This is a genomic window from Rathayibacter sp. AY1C9 (assembly GCF_002932315.1).
Lineage (GTDB): Bacteria > Actinomycetota > Actinomycetes > Actinomycetales > Microbacteriaceae > Rathayibacter.
In genome coordinates this window covers 40,645-57,939 of the sequence record NZ_PSVZ01000024.1, presented here as the reverse complement: position 1 = coordinate 57,939, position 17,295 = coordinate 40,645, and the positions used below count along the sequence as shown (strand labels likewise).

Here is a 17,295-nt window from a genome sequence, read left to right as displayed (position 1 = left end):
GGGCCTGTCCGCCTCGCTCCCGCTCACCTGGACCTTCGCGAGCTGATCCCCTCCCCCCCCGGCCCGTCGCGCGGGGGCGCTCCGGGCCGGGTGGAGAGGGGATCAGCTCGCGAAGGTCCAGGTGAGCGGGAGCGAGGCGGACAGGCCCTGGTAGGCGTTGGTGGCCGACGAGTCGAGGGTCACGGCGATGGAGAAGGGGGTGGAGGTGCCGGGGGTGACCGGGGCGGTGTTGAGGGTCTTGACGGCCGAGCCGGCGAGGGTCGCGGCGGTGCCCGTGAAGACGGTGGTCCCGCCGGAGGTGATCACGACGTTGAGCTTGCCGCAGAAGTCGGTGGCGGAGCCGGAGGCGCCGGCCGCGACGTTGTTGCTCTGCGAGCAGGTGGCGCCGGGGGTCAGCGTGAAGGTGTTGGCGGCGACGGTGCCGGTGTTCTTCAGCGTGATCGCGGTGGTGACGGTCTGGCCGGGGACCATCGTGGTCGATCCGCCGAACTTGTTGATGGTCGCGCAGGTCGCGGTGTTGGTGCTGATCGAGCCGCCGTCGGTGCTGAGGCAGGTGATGGGGCTGGCGCCGGTCGACTTCTCCTCCATGACGAGCGAGCCGGAGGCGGCGGTGTTGCCGGTGTTGGAGATGCTCGCGACGAAGCCGGACAGGGTGCCGGACATCGAGACGGAGAGGAGAGCGGCGGCGGCGATGCTCGTCGCGATGGCGAGGGGAGCGAAGCGGACGCGCTTGGACTTGGCGGTGTGGGTCGACATGGCAGGACTCCTGATCGGGTGGGGCGGGCTGATGCTGAAGGGGGAGGGTCCGGCTGGTGTTCCGCCGAACTCGATTGACCGCTAAGTTACTTGATGGCAAAGATACATTGCAATCGTTCTTTCACCCCCTGTCCGGGTGACAGGCCGGGACCCCCGAGGGCGACCCGTACGATGACCCCAGCCCTACCCCGAGAAGGACGAATGACCACCGAGAGACCGACCCCGCGCGACGTCGACCAGGACGCGCCCGCCGTGCAGCTGCGGCAGTCGCTCCGCCTGCTCGAGAACGCGCAGCGGCACCTCCGCGCGAGCATCGCCGCGGGCGTGGGCGTGGGCATCTCGGAGCTCACCGCGCTCGAGGTCCTCGGCGAGTCGCCCGACCTCACGCCGAAGTGGCTGGGCCTCGAGCTCTCCCTCTCGACGGGCGCCGTGACCGCGCTCCTCGACCGGCTGGCGACCGCCGGCCACGTCGACCGGCTCGCCAACCCGCAGGACCGCCGCAGCGTCCTCCTGCGCCTCACCGCCTCCGGGGAGCAGCTGCTCGCGCAGGTGGACGAGCGCTACGACGAGGTCAGCGCGGAGGTGCTGAAGGCCTCCCCCGGGCTGAACGGCATGGCGGACGACCTGGCGCGTGCCGCCGCGGTCATCACCGCGCACACGATCCGCTGATCCGCGCCAGTCGCTAGGAGTCCAGCGCCCGGGTCAGGGTCCAGACGTTGCGCCCCTCCGAGCGCTCGTGCTCGAACGTGGTCGTCAGAGCCTGGATGAGAGCGAGCCCGCGGCCCGACTCCGCGAAGACGTCCGGCATCTCCCGCGGCCCCGTGCCGATGTCCGGCGGATCGGCCGTGTCGACCAGCTCCGCGTGGATCGCGTCTCCCTCGACGCGCACGACGATGCGGCAGACGATCGTCGTCGTCGACGTCGCGTGCTGGATGACGTTGTCGACCAGCTCGACCAGCGCCGTCTCGACGGCCATGCGGTCGCGGGCCGGCAGGTCCGGCCGCTCGCCCCAGAGCCCGGCGAGCATCTCGTGGACGACCTCGGTGTCGTCCGGGGGCGTGCGGAACCCGACGCTGCGCTCAGTCACGGTACGCGTCGCCGGCCGTGTCGAAGAGGGTGAGCACCCGGTCCAGATTGGACAGCTGCAGCACCATCACGACCTGCTCGCTGGGCGCCGCGATCCGCAGGTCGCCGCCCGCCTGCCGCGCGGTCTTGAGAGCGCCGACCAGGGCGCCGAGGCCGGAGGAGTCCATGAACGTCACCGCGCTGAGCTCGACGACGATGCGGGGGCTGCCCTCGTCGATCGCCCGGCGGACGGCCGAGCGCAGCTCCGGAGCCGAGGCCGCGTTGAGCCGCCCCTCCCCCCGCAGCACGGCGATGTCGGGGGCGGTCGTCTCGGTCGTGAACGTCATGCGGGGTCCTTCTCGGCGGAGCGGTCGGCGCCCGTGCGGGTCAGCACGAGGGCGGTGATGTCGTCGGACGCGGAGCCGGAGGCGGCGAGCGCCTTCAGCGCCTGCAGGAACGCGGCGGTGTCGGCGGAGTCGCGGGCGAGGTCGACCGCGCGCGCCAGGGACTGCAGCGTCCCGTCGTAGAGGTCGAGGACGCCGTCGGTGAAGGCCAGGAGCGAGTCGCCGACCGCGAGCTCCACGGTCTGGGTGATCCAGCCGCCGTCCTCCGCGATGCCCAGTGGGAGGCCCAGTGCCGCGAGCCGCTGGAACGAGCCGTCGGCGCGGAGGAGGACGGTGAGCCCGTGGCCCGCGTCGACGAAGTCGATCCGGCCGGACGCGGTGTCGAGGCGCCCGTGGAAGAGGGTCGCGAAGGTCTCGGTGGCCGTGAAGTCGTCGTGCAGCTGGGCGCTCACCGCGCTGACGACCGCGTCGGGGTCGCCGCCCAGGCGCGCCCGGAACGCGGAGCGGATCGACGCGGCCACGATCGCCGCCGCCGTCCCCTTGCCCATCACGTCCACGAGGGTCAGGTCGACCGTCTCGTCGTCGCCGCGCCAGCTGTAGAAGTCGCCGGTGATCGTCCACCGCGGCAGCGAGAGCCCCGAGAGCTCGTAGCCGGCGGGGTGGTGGAGGGAGGAGGGAGCCATCTGCGTCTGCATGTCGGCGGCGCGGTCGCGCTCCGCCGTGTCGCGCAGCTCCCGCTCGACCCACTCGCCGAACTCCTCGAGCAGCTGCCGCTCGTCCGGGGTGAGGCTCCGGGGCACGAAGTCGATGAGGCAGAGGGTGCCCAGCTGCAGGTCGCCCTCGACCGACAGCGGCCGCCCGGCGTAGAAGCGGACGTGCGGGTACCCCGCGACGTGCTCGTGCCCGGCCCACGCCTCGTCGGCACCGAGGTCCGGCACGACGAAGGTGGTGCGCTTCTCGAGCGTCGCGTCGCAGAAGGTGCCGGCGCGCGGGTACGCGAGCACGGCGTCCGGACGCTGCGGGGACTTCGTGAACAGCGTGGTGTCGTCGAGGAAGTGGATCTCGGCCACGGGCACGCGGAAGAGCTCCTCGGCCATCCGCGTGATCCGGTCGAAGCGCTCCTCCGGAGCCGACCCCATCATCTCGAGCGCCTCGAGCGCCACCAGCCGCGGATCCTGCTCGGCCTCGATCATCCGTGCCCCCTTCCCCCTGCGCGCCGCGCCGGGACTCCCCGGAGCGCACACGCACCTCCGACCGTATCGCCCCGCTTGACGGGTGGGGGACCTTAGGCGCCTCTGTACCCCTCACGGGGTACGGCTGTCGCAGATCGCGCGGTCGGGAGCGTCGGCGGTGGCCGATCCCGGCCGTCCTCGCCTCCGCCTCTTGCCGCCGGACGGAGCGGACCCCTACTCTTCACCCGACGCTCCCCCGGCGACCCGCGAGCACCCGAAGCCCGCAGGCTCGTGGGCGTCGCCTCAGGAGCGCCCGTGCCCACCCAGCCGCGTCCCCTCCGCCGATCGCGCGCGGAGACGAACCGACCCTCTCGATCCGACGCGCCCCGGCGCGGGAGCCCGCTCGCTGCGGCGCTCCTGCTGGTGACCGCCCTGATCCTCCCGCTCGCCGCCGCGCCGACAGCGTCCGCCGTCGACTCGGCGGGCGACGAGTACGACGCGATGCGCCTCGCCCTCGTCGCCGATCTGACGGGCACGATCCCGGGAAGCGGGAGCGTCGGCGGCCTCGCCGCGGCGAAGGGCCGCCTCGTCGCCGAGGCCGAGGGCTACTGGTCGACGCTCGAGACCGACGGCGGCGAGCCCTGGCCCGACCTGGTCACGGGCACCTCGGCGGTGGAGGTGTGGGCCGCCTACAAGCGGGTCACCGTCCTCGCGACCGCGCTGAAGACCCCCGGCACCGCCCTCAGCGGCGACCCGGCGCTCCTCCGCGACGTCGTCACGACCGCCGACTGGCTCTCGGCGAACCGCTACAACCGCTCCACCACCGGCACCTCCCGCTGGTGGGAGCAGCAGATCGGCATCCCGCTCGAGCTGAACAGCATCACCGCCCTCCTCTACCCCGACCTCTCGGCGGCGCAGGTGCAGGCCTACCTGTCGGCCTCGACGCGCTTCGCCGACACCGTCACCCGGACCGGCGCCAACCGCGTCTGGACGGCGGCGGTCATCGCCGGGCGGGCGGTGCTGCTGAAGCAGCCGGCGAAGATCGCGGAGGCGGCCGCCGGCATCGACCCGGCGCTGCGGACGGTGGCGTCCGGCGACGGCTTCCACGCCGACGGCTCCTTCGTGCAGCACAGCGTCTTCGCCTACAGCGGCGGGTACGGGCTCTCGATGCTCGACACCCTCGACGACCTCTACGCGCTGCTCGACGGCTCCCGCTGGGAGATCACGAGCCCGGAGGGGCTCGGCGTGTACGACCGGCTCGCCTCCTCCTTCGCCCCCGTCACCTGGTGCGGCGCCGTGATGTCGACGGTCCGCGGCCGCGAGACGGCGCGGGCGGAGTCGGAGGACGGCGACGTCGGCGTCCAGCTGCAGGCGGCGGTGCTGCGCCTCGCCGACAGCGCCCCTCCCTCGGCCAGGACACGGACGAACGCGCTGGCGAAGAGCTGGCTGGCCTGCAACTCCGGCAGCCCCGTGAGCATCGAGACGGCCGGATCCGTCAGCGACGTCGTGCGCGCGCGGCTCGTCCTCGCCGACACGGGCCTGACCGCGACCCCGATCGGCTCGGGCGTCCGGGCCTTCGCCGGGATGGACCGCTTCACGCGGACCACGGCGACCTCGGGCTTCGCCGTCGGCCTGTCGAGCACGCGGATCGCCCGCTACGAGTCGCTCAACGGCGAGAACCGCAGCGGCTGGTACACCGGCGACGGAGCGACGTCGCTCCACCTGGGCAGCGGGCGCCAGTACGACGACGGCTACTGGGCCACGGCGAACCCGTACCGGATGCCCGGCACCACCGAGGACACGATCGTCCGGAGCGCGGGCGAGGGCGCGTCGTCCCGCCCGACGACGACCTTCACCGGGAGCCTCGAGAGCCCGTCGCGGCGGACGGGGATCGCGGCGCTCGACTTCGACGCGGCGTCGGTGAGCCTGGTCGCGAAGAAGGCCTGGTTCACCTTCGACGACGAGATCCTCGCGCTCGGCTCCGGGATCACGGCGACCGACATGTCCGGGACCGGCTGGGACGGGGTGCGCCGGCGCGCGGAGACGGTGATCGACGACCGCCGCGACGTCGCTCCCGACGCGAGGCTCCGCGTCGACGGCGTCCTCCGCGGTGCGGAGGCGACCGCCACGAGCACCGCCCGCTGGGCCTCGATCACCGGCTCCGCGGAGTCGGTGGGCTACGTCTTCCCGTCGCCGATCGCCCTGACCGCGCAGGGACGGACCCGCACCGGAGCCTGGAGCGCCGTGAGCGCCGCCGGTCCGACGGCGCCGGTGACCGGCCACTACTACTCCCTCACGACGAGCCACGGCACGAACCCGACCGGCGCCTCCTACGCGTACACGGTCCTCCCCGGCGCCTCCGAGGCGGCGACCGCCGCGTACGCGGCGGACCCGGACGTGACCGTGCTCAGCAACACACCCCAGCTGAGCGCCGCCCGCGACCGCTCGACCGGCACCGTGAGCGCCGTGTCGTGGAAGGCCGGGACCACGAGCCCCGTCCTCGTCGGAGGCACCCGGGTCGCGAGCATCACCGGCGCCGGACTGGTCTCGATCCGGGAGGACGCGGACACGGTGACCGTCTCGACCGTCGACCCGACGCAGGTCTCGACGAGCGCGCTCACCGTGACGCTCGCGCGGCCGACCGCGGGCACGGTGTCCTCGAGCGCCGCCCTGAGCGTGACGAGCAGGACGAGCACCGCGACGACGATCACGTTCCGGCCGAGCGGGCTGAAGGGAGCGACGGCGTCCATCGTGCTCGCGAAGAGGGCCGCCACTCCGGCGCCGACGGCCACGCCCACGCCGACCGCGACCGCCACGCCGACCTCGACCTCCACGCCGACCGCCACCGCGACTCCGCTCGCCGCCGTCGGGGCCGGCACCCACCAGAACGGCTCGCCGGCCGTCGCCGTCACGGGCACCTGGTCCACGACCTCCTCCTCCGCGGACAGCGGCGGCGGCGTCTCCTTCTCGTCGACGGGGGGCGCCTCGGCGACCCTCCGCTTCACCGGCACCGGAGTCTCGTGGGTGAGCCGCCGGTCCAGCACGTCCGGGATCGACGAGGTCCGCCTCGACGGCGTCCTCGTGGCCTCGGTCGACCGCTACAGCGCCACCACCCGCTCCGCCCAGACCGTCTGGACCAGCGGGACCCTGCCCGCCGGCACCCACACCGTCACGATCACCCGCGGCAGCACACGGAATCCGGCGGCGACCGGGGGCAACCTGATCCACGACGCCTTCGTCGTGAGGGGCTGACGGCCCGGCTATCACCGGCCGCGGTGCCTGGCCAGGCCCTCGCCCGGCGGCGGGCGGGCCCGTAGCGTCGCCCGGACCGATCGACCCGCCGGGGTCACGACGAGAGGACGCGCCATGAGCAGCACGAGCGACATGATCCGGAGCCACCCCGAGGAGCTGCGCGGCGTCGATCCGGAGGTCCTGGCCGAGTGCATCGACGCGTGCGGCGCCTGCGCACTCACCTGCACCGCCTGCGCCGACGCGTGCCTCGGCGAGGAGTCGATCAACGAGCTGGTCCACTGCATGCGCAGAGACCTCGCCTGCGCCGACGTGTGCGCCGCGACCGGCGCCGTGCTCTCCCGCCGCGGCGTCGTCGGATCCGCGGCCGTCCGCGCCCTCGTCGAGGCCTGCCTCCTGGCCTGCCGCGCCTGCGCCGACGACTGCGAGCAGCACGCCGGGATGCACGAGCACTGCCGGATCTGCGCCGAGGCCTGCCGCCGCTGCGAGCAGGCGTGCGAGAGGCTGCTCGCGCAGCTCTGAGCGCGGGCTCCACCGCGGGACACCTCCCCCACCGGACTCGACGGGCGGCTGTCAACCGTCCTGCCCTGAGCGTCCGGCGCTCCTACGGTCGGTGGCGAGCACGGCGTCGTCGGGGCTCGGAGCGATCGCAGGCGGTCCTTCCGTCCCCGACGATCCGCAGACGCTCGAGATGGAGGACGACCGTGGCCCAGACCAGCACCGAGCGCGACCGCACCGCGCCCGACCCCGACGACTCCCGCAAGCCCGACGGACCGACCGAGGTCACCAAGCGCTCCTGGGGCTACGTCCTCAAGAAGACGCTCCGCGAGTTCGGCGCCGACCAGTGCACGGACATCGCGGCGGGGCTGACCTACTACGCCGTCCTCGCGCTGTTCCCCGGGCTGCTCGCGATCGTCTCCATCCTCGGCCTCTTCGGCCAGGCCGAGACCACGACCGACACCGTGCTCGAGATCGCCGGCGGATTCGTGTCGGCCGACGTCCTCGACACGGTCCGCGGCCCGATCCAGGAGCTCACCTCCAGCCCCGCCGCCGGTCTGGCCTTCGTCACCGGTGTCCTCGGCGCCCTCTGGTCCGCCTCCGGCTACGTCGGCGCCTTCGGGCGCGGCATGAACCGCGTCTACGAGATCGACGAGGGCCGCCCGATCTGGAAGCTGCGCCCCACGATGCTCGCCGTCACCCTCGTGACGGTCCTCCTGCTCGTGATCGCCGGGCTGATCCTCGTGCTCAGCGGACCCGTCGCGCAGACCATCGGCGACGCCGTCGGCCTCGGCGAGGTCGCCCTGACCGTGTGGAGCATCGCCAAGTGGCCGATTCTGATCGCGATCATGGTCGTGATCGTCGCGGTCCTCTACCACTGGTCGCCGAACGTGCGGCAGCCGAAGTTCCGCTGGACCAGCATGGGCTCGCTCCTCGCGCTCGTGGTGTGGGCGCTGGCCTCGGCCGGCTTCGCGTTCTACGTCGCCAACTTCAGCAACTACAACAAGACCTACGGCGCGCTCGGCGGCGTGATCGTCTTCCTCCTCTGGCTCTGGATCACGAACCTCGCCCTGCTCTTCGGGGCCGAGTTCGACGCCGAGCTCGAGCGAGGCCGCCAGCTGCAGGCGGGCATCCCGGCGGAGGAGCACATCCAGCTCCCGCCCCGCGACACCCGGCAGAGCGAGAAGAAGGCGGAGAAGCACGCCGAGGACGTCGCCGACGGCCGCGAGCTCCGCGAGAGCGCCGGGCGCCCCGAGCGGTGATCCCGATCGGGCGGGACCTCCCGGCCCATTAGGGGAGCCGCCTCCCCGCGGCAACCCTCTTGAGGTCCCGCGGGCGGCGCGCGGAGGCTGGTCGCATGCGGAAACTGCACTACTCCAGCGGCCACCTCCTCGTCGGCGACCTGACCTGCAAGGCGGTCCTCCGGTACGCCCGGGCCCTCGCGGACGTCAACAAGTCGGACGTCGTCTCGGTGCCGGTCCTGACCGAGGGCGGCGGCCGCGCCTACGCCCACCTGCTGATCGGGCCGGCGAGCCAGCTCTGGTCGCTGCCGATCGACAGCAGCGAGGTGGAGGAGCCGGACGACGCGGAGGTCATCGCCCACATCGAGCTCGAGACGCGCCGCATGCAGCCGGCGCGCCCCTCCTGGAGCGAGGAGATGACGGACATCCCGCCGCTGGACTTCCTCGAGTACACGGACATCGCCGACCTCGAGGACGCCCGGCGCGACCCGATGAACTAGGCCGCCGCCGGCTCCTCGGTGGAGCGGGAGTCGCTGAGTGACAGCGAGCCGATCGTCGCGATCACGCCGACGAGGACCGCCACGACCAGGAAGGCGACCCGCTCACCCGCGAAGAAGCTCCGGACGAGGTCCGCGCTCCACGCGCCCGCCGGGAGGGTGGTCGCCACCAGTGCGGCGATCAGCGTGCCGACGACGGCCGTGCCGATGCTGGTGCCGATCTCCTGGGCCGTGTCGTTGAGCGCCGCACCGATCGACGTGCGGTTCGCGGGCATCGCCTCGACGAGGGCGACGGCGCAGATGGTCATGATCGTCCGCAGGCCCACCGTCATCACGACCATCATCACGGCGATCGCGAGGTAGCCCCGGTCCACCGCCCAGGACATCCCGAGCAGCGCGCCGACCAGGAGCCCGGTGCCGATCAGGCAGGCCGCGCGGTGCCCCAGCTTCGCGGCGAGGCGCTCGGTGATCGGAGTGGCGGCGAGCATCGTGACGATGACGGGCAGGTTCGCGAGGCCGGCGCGCACCGGACTCCAGCCGTAGGCGTACTGGAAGTGCAGGATCAGGCCGAACAGGACGCTCGCGAAGGCGACCGAGGCGCCGAGCTGCGTGAGCGCCGCTCCCCGCGCGGGGCCGGCGCGGAAGATCGCGAGGTCGATCATGGGCGAGACGGCGCGGCGCTCGCGGACGACGAATCCCGCGACGGCCGCGACGGTCCCCGCGGCGCAGGCGATCGTGAGGAGCGACAGCCAGCCGTTCTCGACTCCGCTGGTGAGCGTGTAGCAGCCGAGCCCCACCGCCGCGACGGTGAGGGCGGTCCCCGGCAGGTCGAGCCGACCGGAGGTGAGGTCGGCGCGCTGGTCCGCGGGGACTCCGAGGCGCACGCCGATCCAGACCAGCAGCGCGATCGGGGCGTTGACGACGAGCAGCCACTGCCAGCTGACGGTGCTGAGGATCGAGCCGCCGAGGAGGGGGCCGAGGACCATGCCGGACATCCCGACGATCATCACGATCGTGATCGACCGCATGCGGAGCCTCTCGTCGTCGAAGAGCCGGAACACCAGCGACATCGTGACGGGCGCCATGGCGGCCGCGGCGCAGCCGAGCGCCGCGCGGAGGGCGATCAGCTGGCCGATGTCGGTGACGAGGACGACGGCGAGGCTGATCAGCCCGAACGCGGCGAGGCCGGTGAGGAGCACGCGGCGGCGGCCGAACCGGTCGGCGGCGGACCCGGCTGTCAGCAGCAGCCCGCCGAAGGTCAGGGAGTAGGCACCGGTCACCCACTGCAGTCCGGCGGTCGACCCGTCGAGTGAGCGTCCGATCGTCGGGAGGGCGATCGAGAGCAGCGTGTTGTCGACCATCTCGACGAAGAACGCGAGGCAGAGAGCGGCGAGCGGGAGTGCCGCGGAGCGGAGGGAGGTGTGAGCGCGGGACTCGGCGGAGGTGGTCGTCGGAGCGGACATCGAGGCGCCTTCCTATCGAACGCCGTTCGACTCTCGTACGGCGTTCGATAGTATGGAACGCCGTTCGGTAAGATGCAAGCCATGCCTGCAGATCGCCCGACGGAGACCGCTGCCGCGCCCTCCCCCGCCCGGGGCCGCCGCCGAGCGTCGCACTCGCTCGACACCGTGCTGGCCGAGGCGATCGCGATCCTCGACGAGTCCGGGGAGTCGGCCCTCACGTTCCGCGCGCTCGCGGCCCGACTCGGCGGCGGTGTGGCGAGCATCTACTGGTACGTCGGCAGCCGCGACGAGCTGCTGGAGCGGGCGACCGACGAGGTCATGGGTCGGGTCCTCGCCGACAGCGAGCCGCTCACCCACGGGCCGGACCCGATCGACAACGTCCGCGCCGTCGCACTGGCCCTCTTCGACGAGTGCGTCCGCCGACCCTGGTTCGGCCTCTACATGCTCCGCACGACCGGGGTGCAGCCCAACTCGATGGCGATGTACGAGCGCCTCGGGCAGCAGCTCATGGCTCTCGACCTGACGCCCCGGCAGCGGTTCCACGCCGTGTCGTCCATCGTCAGCTACGTCGTCGGAGTCGCGGCCGACCTGGCGCAGCCGCCGCCCCGCGAGTTCCTCGAGAGCGGGATGGAGAGGGGCGAGTTCCTCGAGCACCTGGCCGACCGCTGGCGCGCCCTCGATCCGGAGGAGTTCCCCTTCGGCCACCACGCGGCCGACGTCATGGCGACGCACGACGACCTCGACGTGTTCCGCTCCGGCCTCGACCTGCTGCTGGCCGGGCTCCGGCTGCAGGCGGGGCGGGGCTGAGGCCGGGTCAGCTCCCCGAGGTCCGCCGGATCGCGACCACGGTCACGTCGTCGGCCAGCAGCCCCTCGGCCGCCAGGCGGGTGACGCCGGCGACCGCAGCGGCGGCGGTCGCAGGGGCGGCGACGGCCGCGTCGGCCACCCGGTCGAGGGCGGCGAGGGAGCCGTCGAAGAGGTCCAGCACGCCGTCGCTGCAGATCAGCAGCAGGTCGCCGGGGTGGAGCCGGAGGCCGGTCGGCTCCCACTCCTGCGTGCCGAGGAGGCCGAGCGGCAGATGGGCGGAGGGGATGCGCTCGCGCGAGCCGTCGGCGCGGCAGACGATCCCGAGTCCGTGCCCGGCGTCGACGAGCGCGATGTCGCCGGTCGAGGCGCTGAGCCGCAGGTGGAGGAGCGTGACGAACGCGTCGTTCGCCGACAGATCCGGCTCGACGACCCGGTCGATGAGCGCCATCGTCGCCGCGGGGCCGAGGGCGGGAGGAGTGACGCGCAGGGCGGCGCGGACCGTGGCCGCGATCATCGCGGCGCCGACCCCCTTGCCCATGACGTCGGCGACGGTGACGGCGAGCCCGTCGGGCGTGCAGCGCCAGTCGAAGAAGTCGCCGCTCACCGTCCCGCTGGGCACGCAGGCGCCGGCGACGTCGTAGCCCGGGAGGTCCGGGACCGAGCGGGGCTCGAGCCGCCGCTGCACCCTCTCGCCGTCGGCGAGCTCCTGCCGCGAGCGGGCGGCGCCGGCGGTGAGCATCTGCGCGACCTGCTCGCCGCTGAGCGACGCCATGCTGAACGACACCACGACCAGCAGCACCAGCGTGATCAGCGTGGTGGTCGGGGTCCCGAACCAGGTCGCGAACAGCTCGCTGCGCAGCCCCGCGGCCAGGAACACGGCGAACCGGAGCGCGTAGTAGAGGGAGAGGGCGCCGGAGCTGAGCAGCAGCGGCCAGCGCGTGCGCGAGCGTCCGGCGCCGAGCAGCGCGATCTCGCGGGTCGACAGGCCGATGAGGAGCGCCATCGAGGCGAGGTAGAGCGGCCCTCCCGACCAGTCGTTGACGGCGGGCGAGTCGAGGCTGGACACGCCCGTCACCACCACGGTCGGAGCGACCACCAGCCACCACGGCGTCGGCCTGCCGCGGAGGGAGCGGCTCGCCGCCCAGACCGCGGCGGCGCCGGCCACGATGAGCCCGTTGCCGAGCGGATTCGCCCACACCTGGTCGGCCGTGCCGTCGCGGAGGTAGGCGAGCGAGCCGCCCATGAACAGCGCGAGCGCCGTGCACCACCAGAAGCTGAAGGACGAGCGCGTCGACCGGTAGGTGACCAGCGCGAACAGCAGGAAGAGGGTGAGGGCGGTGACCCCGAAGGCGACGCGGAGGGTCGTGGCATCGAGCAAGGCGGGTCCGTGGCCCTTCCAGGAGACCGAGCGGCGGAGCGGCGGACGGGCGCCGTGATCAAGGGGATCCTGGCACGGCGCGCGGGCCGCTCGGGGCGCGCCGTGGAGGCCGGCCCCGGGGATCCGCGGCAGTGCGGCCCGTCCGCCCACCCGACGGGGGGAGCAGGAGGGGAGCTCACCCGTTCGAGGAGAGACGACCGCCCTCGCGCTCGATACAGCATCGCGTGTACCGTTGCTCCCGTGCCCGCCACCGCGACCCTCACCCACTCCGCTGCCCTCGCGCGCCTCGGATCCGCCCTGGCCGACGAGACGCGGTCCCGGATCCTGCTCGCGCTGCGCGAGGCTCCGGCCGTCCCCTCCGACCTCGCGGACGCGCTCGGGGTCTCGCGGCAGGTGATGTCGAACCAGCTCGCCTGCCTCCGCGGATGCGGGCTGGTGGAGGCCGTGAAGGACGGCCGGTACACCTGGTACCGGCTGGCCGAGACCCGGATCGCCGGGGCGCTCGACCACCTGCTCCGCCTGGCCCTCGTCGTCGATCCGGACTGCTGCTCCGGCGACGACTGCCGCTGCGCATGACCGCCCTGCGCGCTCCGCTCCTCCCCGCCCGCCGCCGCGTGCTGCAGAGGCGGATCCGCTGGATCGTCGGCGCGACCATCGCCTACAACGTGGTGGAGGCGATCGTGGCCCTCGCCGCCGGGACGGTCGCGTCGTCCACCGCGCTCGTCGCCTTCGGCCTCGACTCCGTGGTGGAGGTGCTCTCCGCCGCGGCCGTCGCCTGGCAGTTCTCGGGCCGCGATCCGGAGGCGCGCGAGCGCACCGCCCTGCGGGTGATCGCCGTCTCGTTCCTCGGCCTGGCCGCGTTCGTCGCCGTCGACTCGATCCGGGCGCTGCTCGGATTCTCGGAGGCCCAGCACTCGCCCGTCGGCATCGTGCTGGCCGCCGTCAGCCTGCTGGTGATGCCCGCGTTCTCCCTGCTCGAGCGCCGGACCGGCCGCGAGCTCGGCTCGGTCTCGGCCGTCGCGGACTCGAAGCAGACGCTCCTCTGCTCGTACCTCTCCGCCGCCGTCCTGGTGGGCCTGCTGCTGAACAGCACGCTCGGATGGACGTGGGCCGACCCCGTCGCCGGCCTCGTGATCGCCGCGGTCGCCGTCCGCGAGAGCCTGGAGGCCTGGCGCGGCGAGTCCTGCACGACGCCGATCTCCGCGCTCACGAGCGAGGACTCCGAGGCCTGCGGCTGCTGCTGACGGGGCGGTGCTGTTCCCTCGAGGAGGGCGGGCTGGGACGCTCCCCCGGACCGGTCGCGACGGCCGCGCGTCGGATCGCGCGCAGCCGTTGCACGCGGCGTGGGCCGCGGGCAGGCTGAGGCGCATGTTCGTGGTGGATCCTGGACCGTCCGAGGAGTTCGAGCTTCCGACGCCCGACGAGGTGACGGCACGCTTCGGCGGGCCCCTCTTCGCGCTGACGCCTCAGCCGTCGATCGAAGAGCTCGGCGTCTCGACCGTGAGTACCACGTCGGAGGGGCGGACCCACCTCGAGTCCGCATCCCTCTCCTACGCTCTGTGGCGGAATCCGGACGACCGCAGCGATCCGGTGAACCTGGCCGACCTCGACGACGACCTGCGGGCCGAGCTCGACGGGCCGCCGCGTCGGCCGCTCCCCGACAGCCTGATGAAGGTCCGCGAGCAGATGAGGCACCCGATGCTCTGGGAAGCCGTGAGGACCACGGTGCCCCTCGACTCCGACGGGCCCTGGGCTACTCCCGAGCAGGCGCTGGTGCAACACCTCGAGCACGTGCTGATCAATCAGTTCCGGAACGAGCGGGTGCGCGGCGGCCTGCCGGGAGACCTGCTCAGGCCCGTGACCGAGTCGGCCGTCGAGCACGGCGTCCCGGTCCTGGTGGACGGCGTGGCACGCGACGGGATGCGCGTGGACACCGACGCCCTCGTGGTCGGCCTCGGCGTCGCGTTCGAGGACCGCGTCCTCACTGCGGTCTTCGCCCGCGCCGAGCTGCCCTACCTGGAGACAACTTTCATCACGAGGCCTGCGGCCCTCTAGACGCCCGGCAGGTGGGTCTCGACGGGCGCTCGGAGGGGCGTCCGACCGCCACATCCCTCCTCCGAGCCGCGTCTTCTGGTCGGTGAGCTCGACGGATCGGCCGGGAGCGATCGCGGGGCGCCATACTGACCGGATGGATCGAGCGGAAGCCGACGAGCGGCGTCGGCTCAGAGCGCGGCGGAGCGAGCTGCGCTCGCGGATCGACGCGGATCCGCTCGCCCTCGAGGCGCGGCAGCTGCTCGCGCAGACCTATCGCGACGAGGGCTACGACGATCAGGCCGGCCGCTGGGGCGTCCTCGTGCCCGGGTGGACGACTGCTCGCGAGCGCCGGCTCTTCGTCGCAGTGATGGAGCGGACCGGAGCGAGCACGGAGGAGCGCCTGCGGAGACTGCTGGCGCTTCCGCCGGAGTCGCCGCTGGACCTCGGGGATCTCGGGGAGCTCATCGCGGACTTCGAGGCGGAGCAGGCCGAGGTCGAGCGGCCGCATCCGGACCTCGACGGGTGGCGGTGGATCGCGAACACCCGGCGGATCCTCTGCGGGATCGCACTGGTGCATGCGGTCGCGGCGATCCAGATGCTGCTGTCGGAGGCTCCGATGGAGGAGTTCCTCGTGGCCGCCCGACTCCTGCTCGTCGGAGTCGCGGCGCTGCTCGTCCTCTCCGCCGCCTTCTTCACGGCGGTCGTGGTCCGGCAACAGCGTCGCCGCCGACGGGAGAAGTGAGCGGCGGCGCTGTCGGACGGGCCTCGAGCCGTACACATGCCCGCGCTCAGGCCTCGAAGGGCAGCCTCTGCACCTGGCTGATCAGCGGCTCGGCGAATCCGGGAACCCGCACGACGATACGGAGGGCGGAGTAGGCCGCGGTGAGCGTGGCGGGGATCCGGGCCCGGAAGATCCCCGACGCGTCGGTGCTCGGTCGGAAAGCCGTGACCCAGGCGTCCGTGCCGCGGGGAACGCCCTGGAACTCGAACTGCTGCTGGAGCGGCGTCCCGTCGCCGGCGAGGAGCTCCAGGAAGACGTCGCCCGAATCGCCCACGCCCGTGAAGAAGACGTAGAGGGTGGGAGCCGCCGAGGTCGACGCCATCGCGGCGGGAGCGCCGACGACGGCGATCACGACCGGAGCGGCCCACGCGGCCTGCACCAAGGAGCGGCGCCGCGGATCGGCGACGGCGGGGCGGTCGGAGCTGAGCGGCATGCCGGGTCCTGTCGGATCGGGAGGGAGGCGCGGAGTCGCTGCGGAGAGCGGCCTCCCCAGTCTGAGGTCAGCCGCCCGCTCGCACACGGATCAGGGCACCCCCCGTTCAGCACCGCGGAGACGCCGATCAGCCGACATCCCGGCATCCCCTCACCGACCGCCGACCCGCGCCTCGACGACGTGCCGGCACCCGACCCCGCCGCGCTCCAGCTCCTCGCGCTCGCGGCGGAGCCCGACGCGGACCCGCCGCGCCTCGGCCAGCGGCAGCACCGCCTCCGGATCGACGGTCGCCAGCAGGACCGCCGCCCGCGACCTCGCCGCCACCCGCACGTCGAGGCACGGCGTCGCCTCGGCGAGTCCGAGCAGCGCGGCCACCAGCAGCTCCAGCTCGACCGCCGTCGCGTAGAGCACCAGCACCCGCGAGGCCGGGCTCGACGGGCGGCGGACGAGGAGCGTCGCTCCGGTCATCGTCGCCGCCCTCCCCTGCCCGGGACCGGTCCGGGACGTCCGCCCCGCCTCGGCCCTCGGCGACCGCCCGCGCGACGTCGGCGTGCACGCATGGGGTTCCTTCTCTCGTCCTGCTGCGGTGCGAACCGCGCCGCACCTCCATCCCACGACTCGGGCACCCCGGCCGGGGAGAGGGTTGCCACGCGCGCGTCGGCGGGTCAGGAGGCGCCGGGGCCGCCGGGGATGAGAGGGTTGCGCGATGTCCACTGCGAGCGTGCCGTCGCCGCGCGCCGGAGTCCGGACCCGGCGCTTCCGGCGCCTCGCCCGCACGGGCTTCGCCGTCAACGGACTGATCCACCTCCTGATCGGCGGCCTCGCCCTGCGCGTCGCGGTCAGCGACGAGACCTCGCGGGAGGCGGACGCGTCCGGAGCGATCGGGCGCATGGCCGACTCCCCCGTCGGGCTCGTGGTGGTCTGGGCTGCGCTGGTCGGGCTGGTCGCGCTCGGCCTCTGGCAGCTCTCCCTCGGCGGGCGCTCCTCCGCGCCGGGGCTCCCCGCCCGCCTGGGCCGCCGGATCGTCGAGTCGGGCAAAGGCTTCGCCTCGCTCACGCTCGCGGGCACCACGCTCGTCTTCGCGCTCGGCGGCTCGACGAGCTCCTCGGCCACGATCCGCCGCATCAACACCGAGCTGCTGACGAGCACGGTCGGCGTCGTGATCCTCGTGATCGTCGGCGGGATCGTGCTGGGCAGCGGGATCGGCTTCGTCGCGATCGGGATCCGGCGCGGCTTCCGCAAGCTCGTCCGCATCCCCGAGGGCCCGACGGGGACGGCAGTGCTGATCCTCGGCGCGACCGGCTACATCACGAAGGGGCTCGCTCTGGGCCTGGCCGGCGGGATCTTCGTGGTCGCGGCGCTGACCGGCGACGCCCGCCAGGCGACCGGGCTCGACGGGGCCATCCGCTTCCTCGACGTCCCTCCGTACGGCACGATCGCCCTGACCCTCGTCAGCGCGGGACTGGTCATGTACGGGCTGTTCCTCGTCGCCCGGGCGAAGCTCGCGAAGCTCTGAGCCGACGCGGCAGTCGTTCACAGTCGCCACCCATATCGCTGAGTATCGTTCGGAGAAACAG

General features: G+C 73.3%; 19 protein-coding genes. 11 read left to right on the top strand and 8 right to left on the bottom strand.

The annotated features are described in order from the left end of the window. Nucleotides 1-102: 102 nt before the first annotated feature. A complete protein-coding gene (locus tag C5D09_RS14430) occupies nucleotides 103-756 on the bottom strand; it encodes a hypothetical protein (protein ID WP_104234050.1) in 654 nt (217 codons plus the stop codon). Nucleotides 757-957: 201 nt separating this feature from the next. Between C5D09_RS14430 and C5D09_RS14425 the strand changes: the two genes are divergently transcribed. After that, on the top strand, nucleotides 958-1,425 hold the full coding sequence (locus C5D09_RS14425; RefSeq protein ID WP_104224277.1) for a MarR family transcriptional regulator: 468 nt from the start codon (nucleotides 958-960) through the stop codon (nucleotides 1,423-1,425). A gap of 13 nt (nucleotides 1,426-1,438) precedes the next feature. Here the strand turns inward: C5D09_RS14425 and C5D09_RS14420 are convergent, their stop codons facing one another. The 3 genes from C5D09_RS14420 to C5D09_RS14410 are packed head-to-tail and all read right to left on the bottom strand — an operon-like array spanning nucleotide 1,439 to nucleotide 3,358. Then, nucleotides 1,439-1,843: an ATP-binding protein gene (locus C5D09_RS14420; RefSeq protein ID WP_104269628.1), complete on the bottom strand. Its 405-nt coding sequence runs from the start codon at nucleotides 1,841-1,843 to the stop codon at nucleotides 1,439-1,441. Continuing rightward, nucleotides 1,836-2,168 carry an STAS domain-containing protein gene (locus C5D09_RS14415; RefSeq protein WP_104227127.1) on the bottom strand — a complete coding sequence of 111 codons (333 nt, stop codon included), beginning with the start codon at nucleotides 2,166-2,168 and terminating at the stop codon, nucleotides 1,836-1,838. Before C5D09_RS14415 ends, C5D09_RS14420 begins: the two co-directional genes overlap by 8 nt. Further along, nucleotides 2,165-3,358: a PP2C family protein-serine/threonine phosphatase gene (locus C5D09_RS14410; RefSeq protein WP_104227128.1), complete on the bottom strand. Its 1,194-nt coding sequence runs from the start codon at nucleotides 3,356-3,358 to the stop codon at nucleotides 2,165-2,167. Before C5D09_RS14410 ends, C5D09_RS14415 begins: the two co-directional genes overlap by 4 nt. Before the next feature lie 402 nt (nucleotides 3,359-3,760). Here C5D09_RS14410 and C5D09_RS14405 point away from each other — a divergent pair, with 402 nt between their 5' ends. From C5D09_RS14405 to C5D09_RS14390, 4 genes are all read left to right on the top strand, one after another. Further along, on the top strand, nucleotides 3,761-6,589 hold the full coding sequence (locus C5D09_RS14405) for a polysaccharide lyase 8 family protein (protein ID WP_146085650.1): 2,829 nt from the start codon (nucleotides 3,761-3,763) through the stop codon (nucleotides 6,587-6,589). Nucleotides 6,590-6,703: 114 nt separating this feature from the next. After that, nucleotides 6,704-7,108: a four-helix bundle copper-binding protein gene (locus tag C5D09_RS14400; protein ID WP_104269626.1), complete on the top strand. Its 405-nt coding sequence runs from the start codon at nucleotides 6,704-6,706 to the stop codon at nucleotides 7,106-7,108. A 182-nt stretch (nucleotides 7,109-7,290) separates the two neighbouring features. Beyond that, entirely contained in the window at nucleotides 7,291-8,346 is a 1,056-nt protein-coding gene (locus tag C5D09_RS14395) for a YihY/virulence factor BrkB family protein (protein WP_104269625.1), read from the top strand. A gap of 95 nt (nucleotides 8,347-8,441) precedes the next feature. Then, the gene (locus C5D09_RS14390; RefSeq protein WP_104269624.1) at nucleotides 8,442-8,825 is read left to right on the top strand and encodes a hypothetical protein; all 384 of its coding nucleotides are present in this window, start codon (nucleotides 8,442-8,444) and stop codon (nucleotides 8,823-8,825) included. Here the strand turns inward: C5D09_RS14390 and C5D09_RS14385 are convergent. Further along, the gene (locus tag C5D09_RS14385) at nucleotides 8,822-10,285 is read right to left on the bottom strand and encodes an MFS transporter (RefSeq protein WP_104269623.1); all 1,464 of its coding nucleotides are present in this window, start codon (nucleotides 10,283-10,285) and stop codon (nucleotides 8,822-8,824) included. The genes C5D09_RS14390 and C5D09_RS14385 overlap by 4 nt on opposite strands. 81 nt (nucleotides 10,286-10,366) lie before the next feature. Between C5D09_RS14385 and C5D09_RS14380 the strand changes: the two genes are divergently transcribed. Further along, on the top strand, nucleotides 10,367-11,092 hold the full coding sequence (locus C5D09_RS14380; RefSeq protein WP_219812210.1) for a TetR/AcrR family transcriptional regulator: 726 nt from the start codon (nucleotides 10,367-10,369) through the stop codon (nucleotides 11,090-11,092). Nucleotides 11,093-11,099: 7 nt separating this feature from the next. Here the strand turns inward: C5D09_RS14380 and C5D09_RS14375 are convergent, their stop codons facing one another. Beyond that, on the bottom strand, nucleotides 11,100-12,470 hold the full coding sequence (locus C5D09_RS14375) for a PP2C family protein-serine/threonine phosphatase (RefSeq protein ID WP_104269622.1): 1,371 nt from the start codon (nucleotides 12,468-12,470) through the stop codon (nucleotides 11,100-11,102). A 240-nt stretch (nucleotides 12,471-12,710) separates the two neighbouring features. Between C5D09_RS14375 and C5D09_RS14370 the strand changes: the two genes are divergently transcribed. The 4 genes from C5D09_RS14370 to C5D09_RS14355 all read left to right on the top strand — a co-directional run bounded on the left by C5D09_RS14370 (nucleotide 12,711) and on the right by C5D09_RS14355 (nucleotide 15,246). Further along, nucleotides 12,711-13,046: a helix-turn-helix transcriptional regulator gene (locus tag C5D09_RS14370; RefSeq protein WP_104234042.1), complete on the top strand. Its 336-nt coding sequence runs from the start codon at nucleotides 12,711-12,713 to the stop codon at nucleotides 13,044-13,046. Next, entirely contained in the window at nucleotides 13,043-13,714 is a 672-nt protein-coding gene (locus C5D09_RS14365) for a cation diffusion facilitator family transporter (protein ID WP_104269621.1), read from the top strand. Before C5D09_RS14370 ends, C5D09_RS14365 begins: the two co-directional genes overlap by 4 nt. Nucleotides 13,715-13,844: 130 nt before the next feature. Next, nucleotides 13,845-14,525 (top strand): hypothetical protein, encoded by a 681-nt coding sequence (locus tag C5D09_RS14360; RefSeq protein WP_146085649.1) that lies wholly within the window; start codon nucleotides 13,845-13,847, stop codon nucleotides 14,523-14,525. A 133-nt stretch (nucleotides 14,526-14,658) separates the two neighbouring features. Beyond that, nucleotides 14,659-15,246 (top strand): hypothetical protein, encoded by a 588-nt coding sequence (locus C5D09_RS14355; RefSeq protein ID WP_104269619.1) that lies wholly within the window; start codon nucleotides 14,659-14,661, stop codon nucleotides 15,244-15,246. A gap of 46 nt (nucleotides 15,247-15,292) precedes the next feature. Here the strand turns inward: C5D09_RS14355 and C5D09_RS14350 are convergent, their stop codons facing one another. Both C5D09_RS14350 and C5D09_RS14345 read right to left on the bottom strand, forming a co-directional pair. Beyond that, nucleotides 15,293-15,718, bottom strand: a complete 426-nt coding sequence (locus C5D09_RS14350; RefSeq protein WP_104227139.1) for a hypothetical protein — start codon at nucleotides 15,716-15,718, stop codon at nucleotides 15,293-15,295. A 150-nt stretch (nucleotides 15,719-15,868) separates the two neighbouring features. Continuing rightward, complete coding sequence (locus tag C5D09_RS14345) at nucleotides 15,869-16,186, bottom strand: hypothetical protein (protein WP_104269618.1); 318 nt, start codon at nucleotides 16,184-16,186, stop codon at nucleotides 15,869-15,871. Between the two features lie 238 nt (nucleotides 16,187-16,424). Between C5D09_RS14345 and C5D09_RS14340 the strand changes: the two genes are divergently transcribed. Next, nucleotides 16,425-17,234, top strand: coding sequence for a DUF1206 domain-containing protein (locus C5D09_RS14340; RefSeq protein ID WP_104227140.1), 810 nt, complete (start codon nucleotides 16,425-16,427; stop codon nucleotides 17,232-17,234). Nucleotides 17,235-17,295 lie beyond the last annotated feature (61 nt).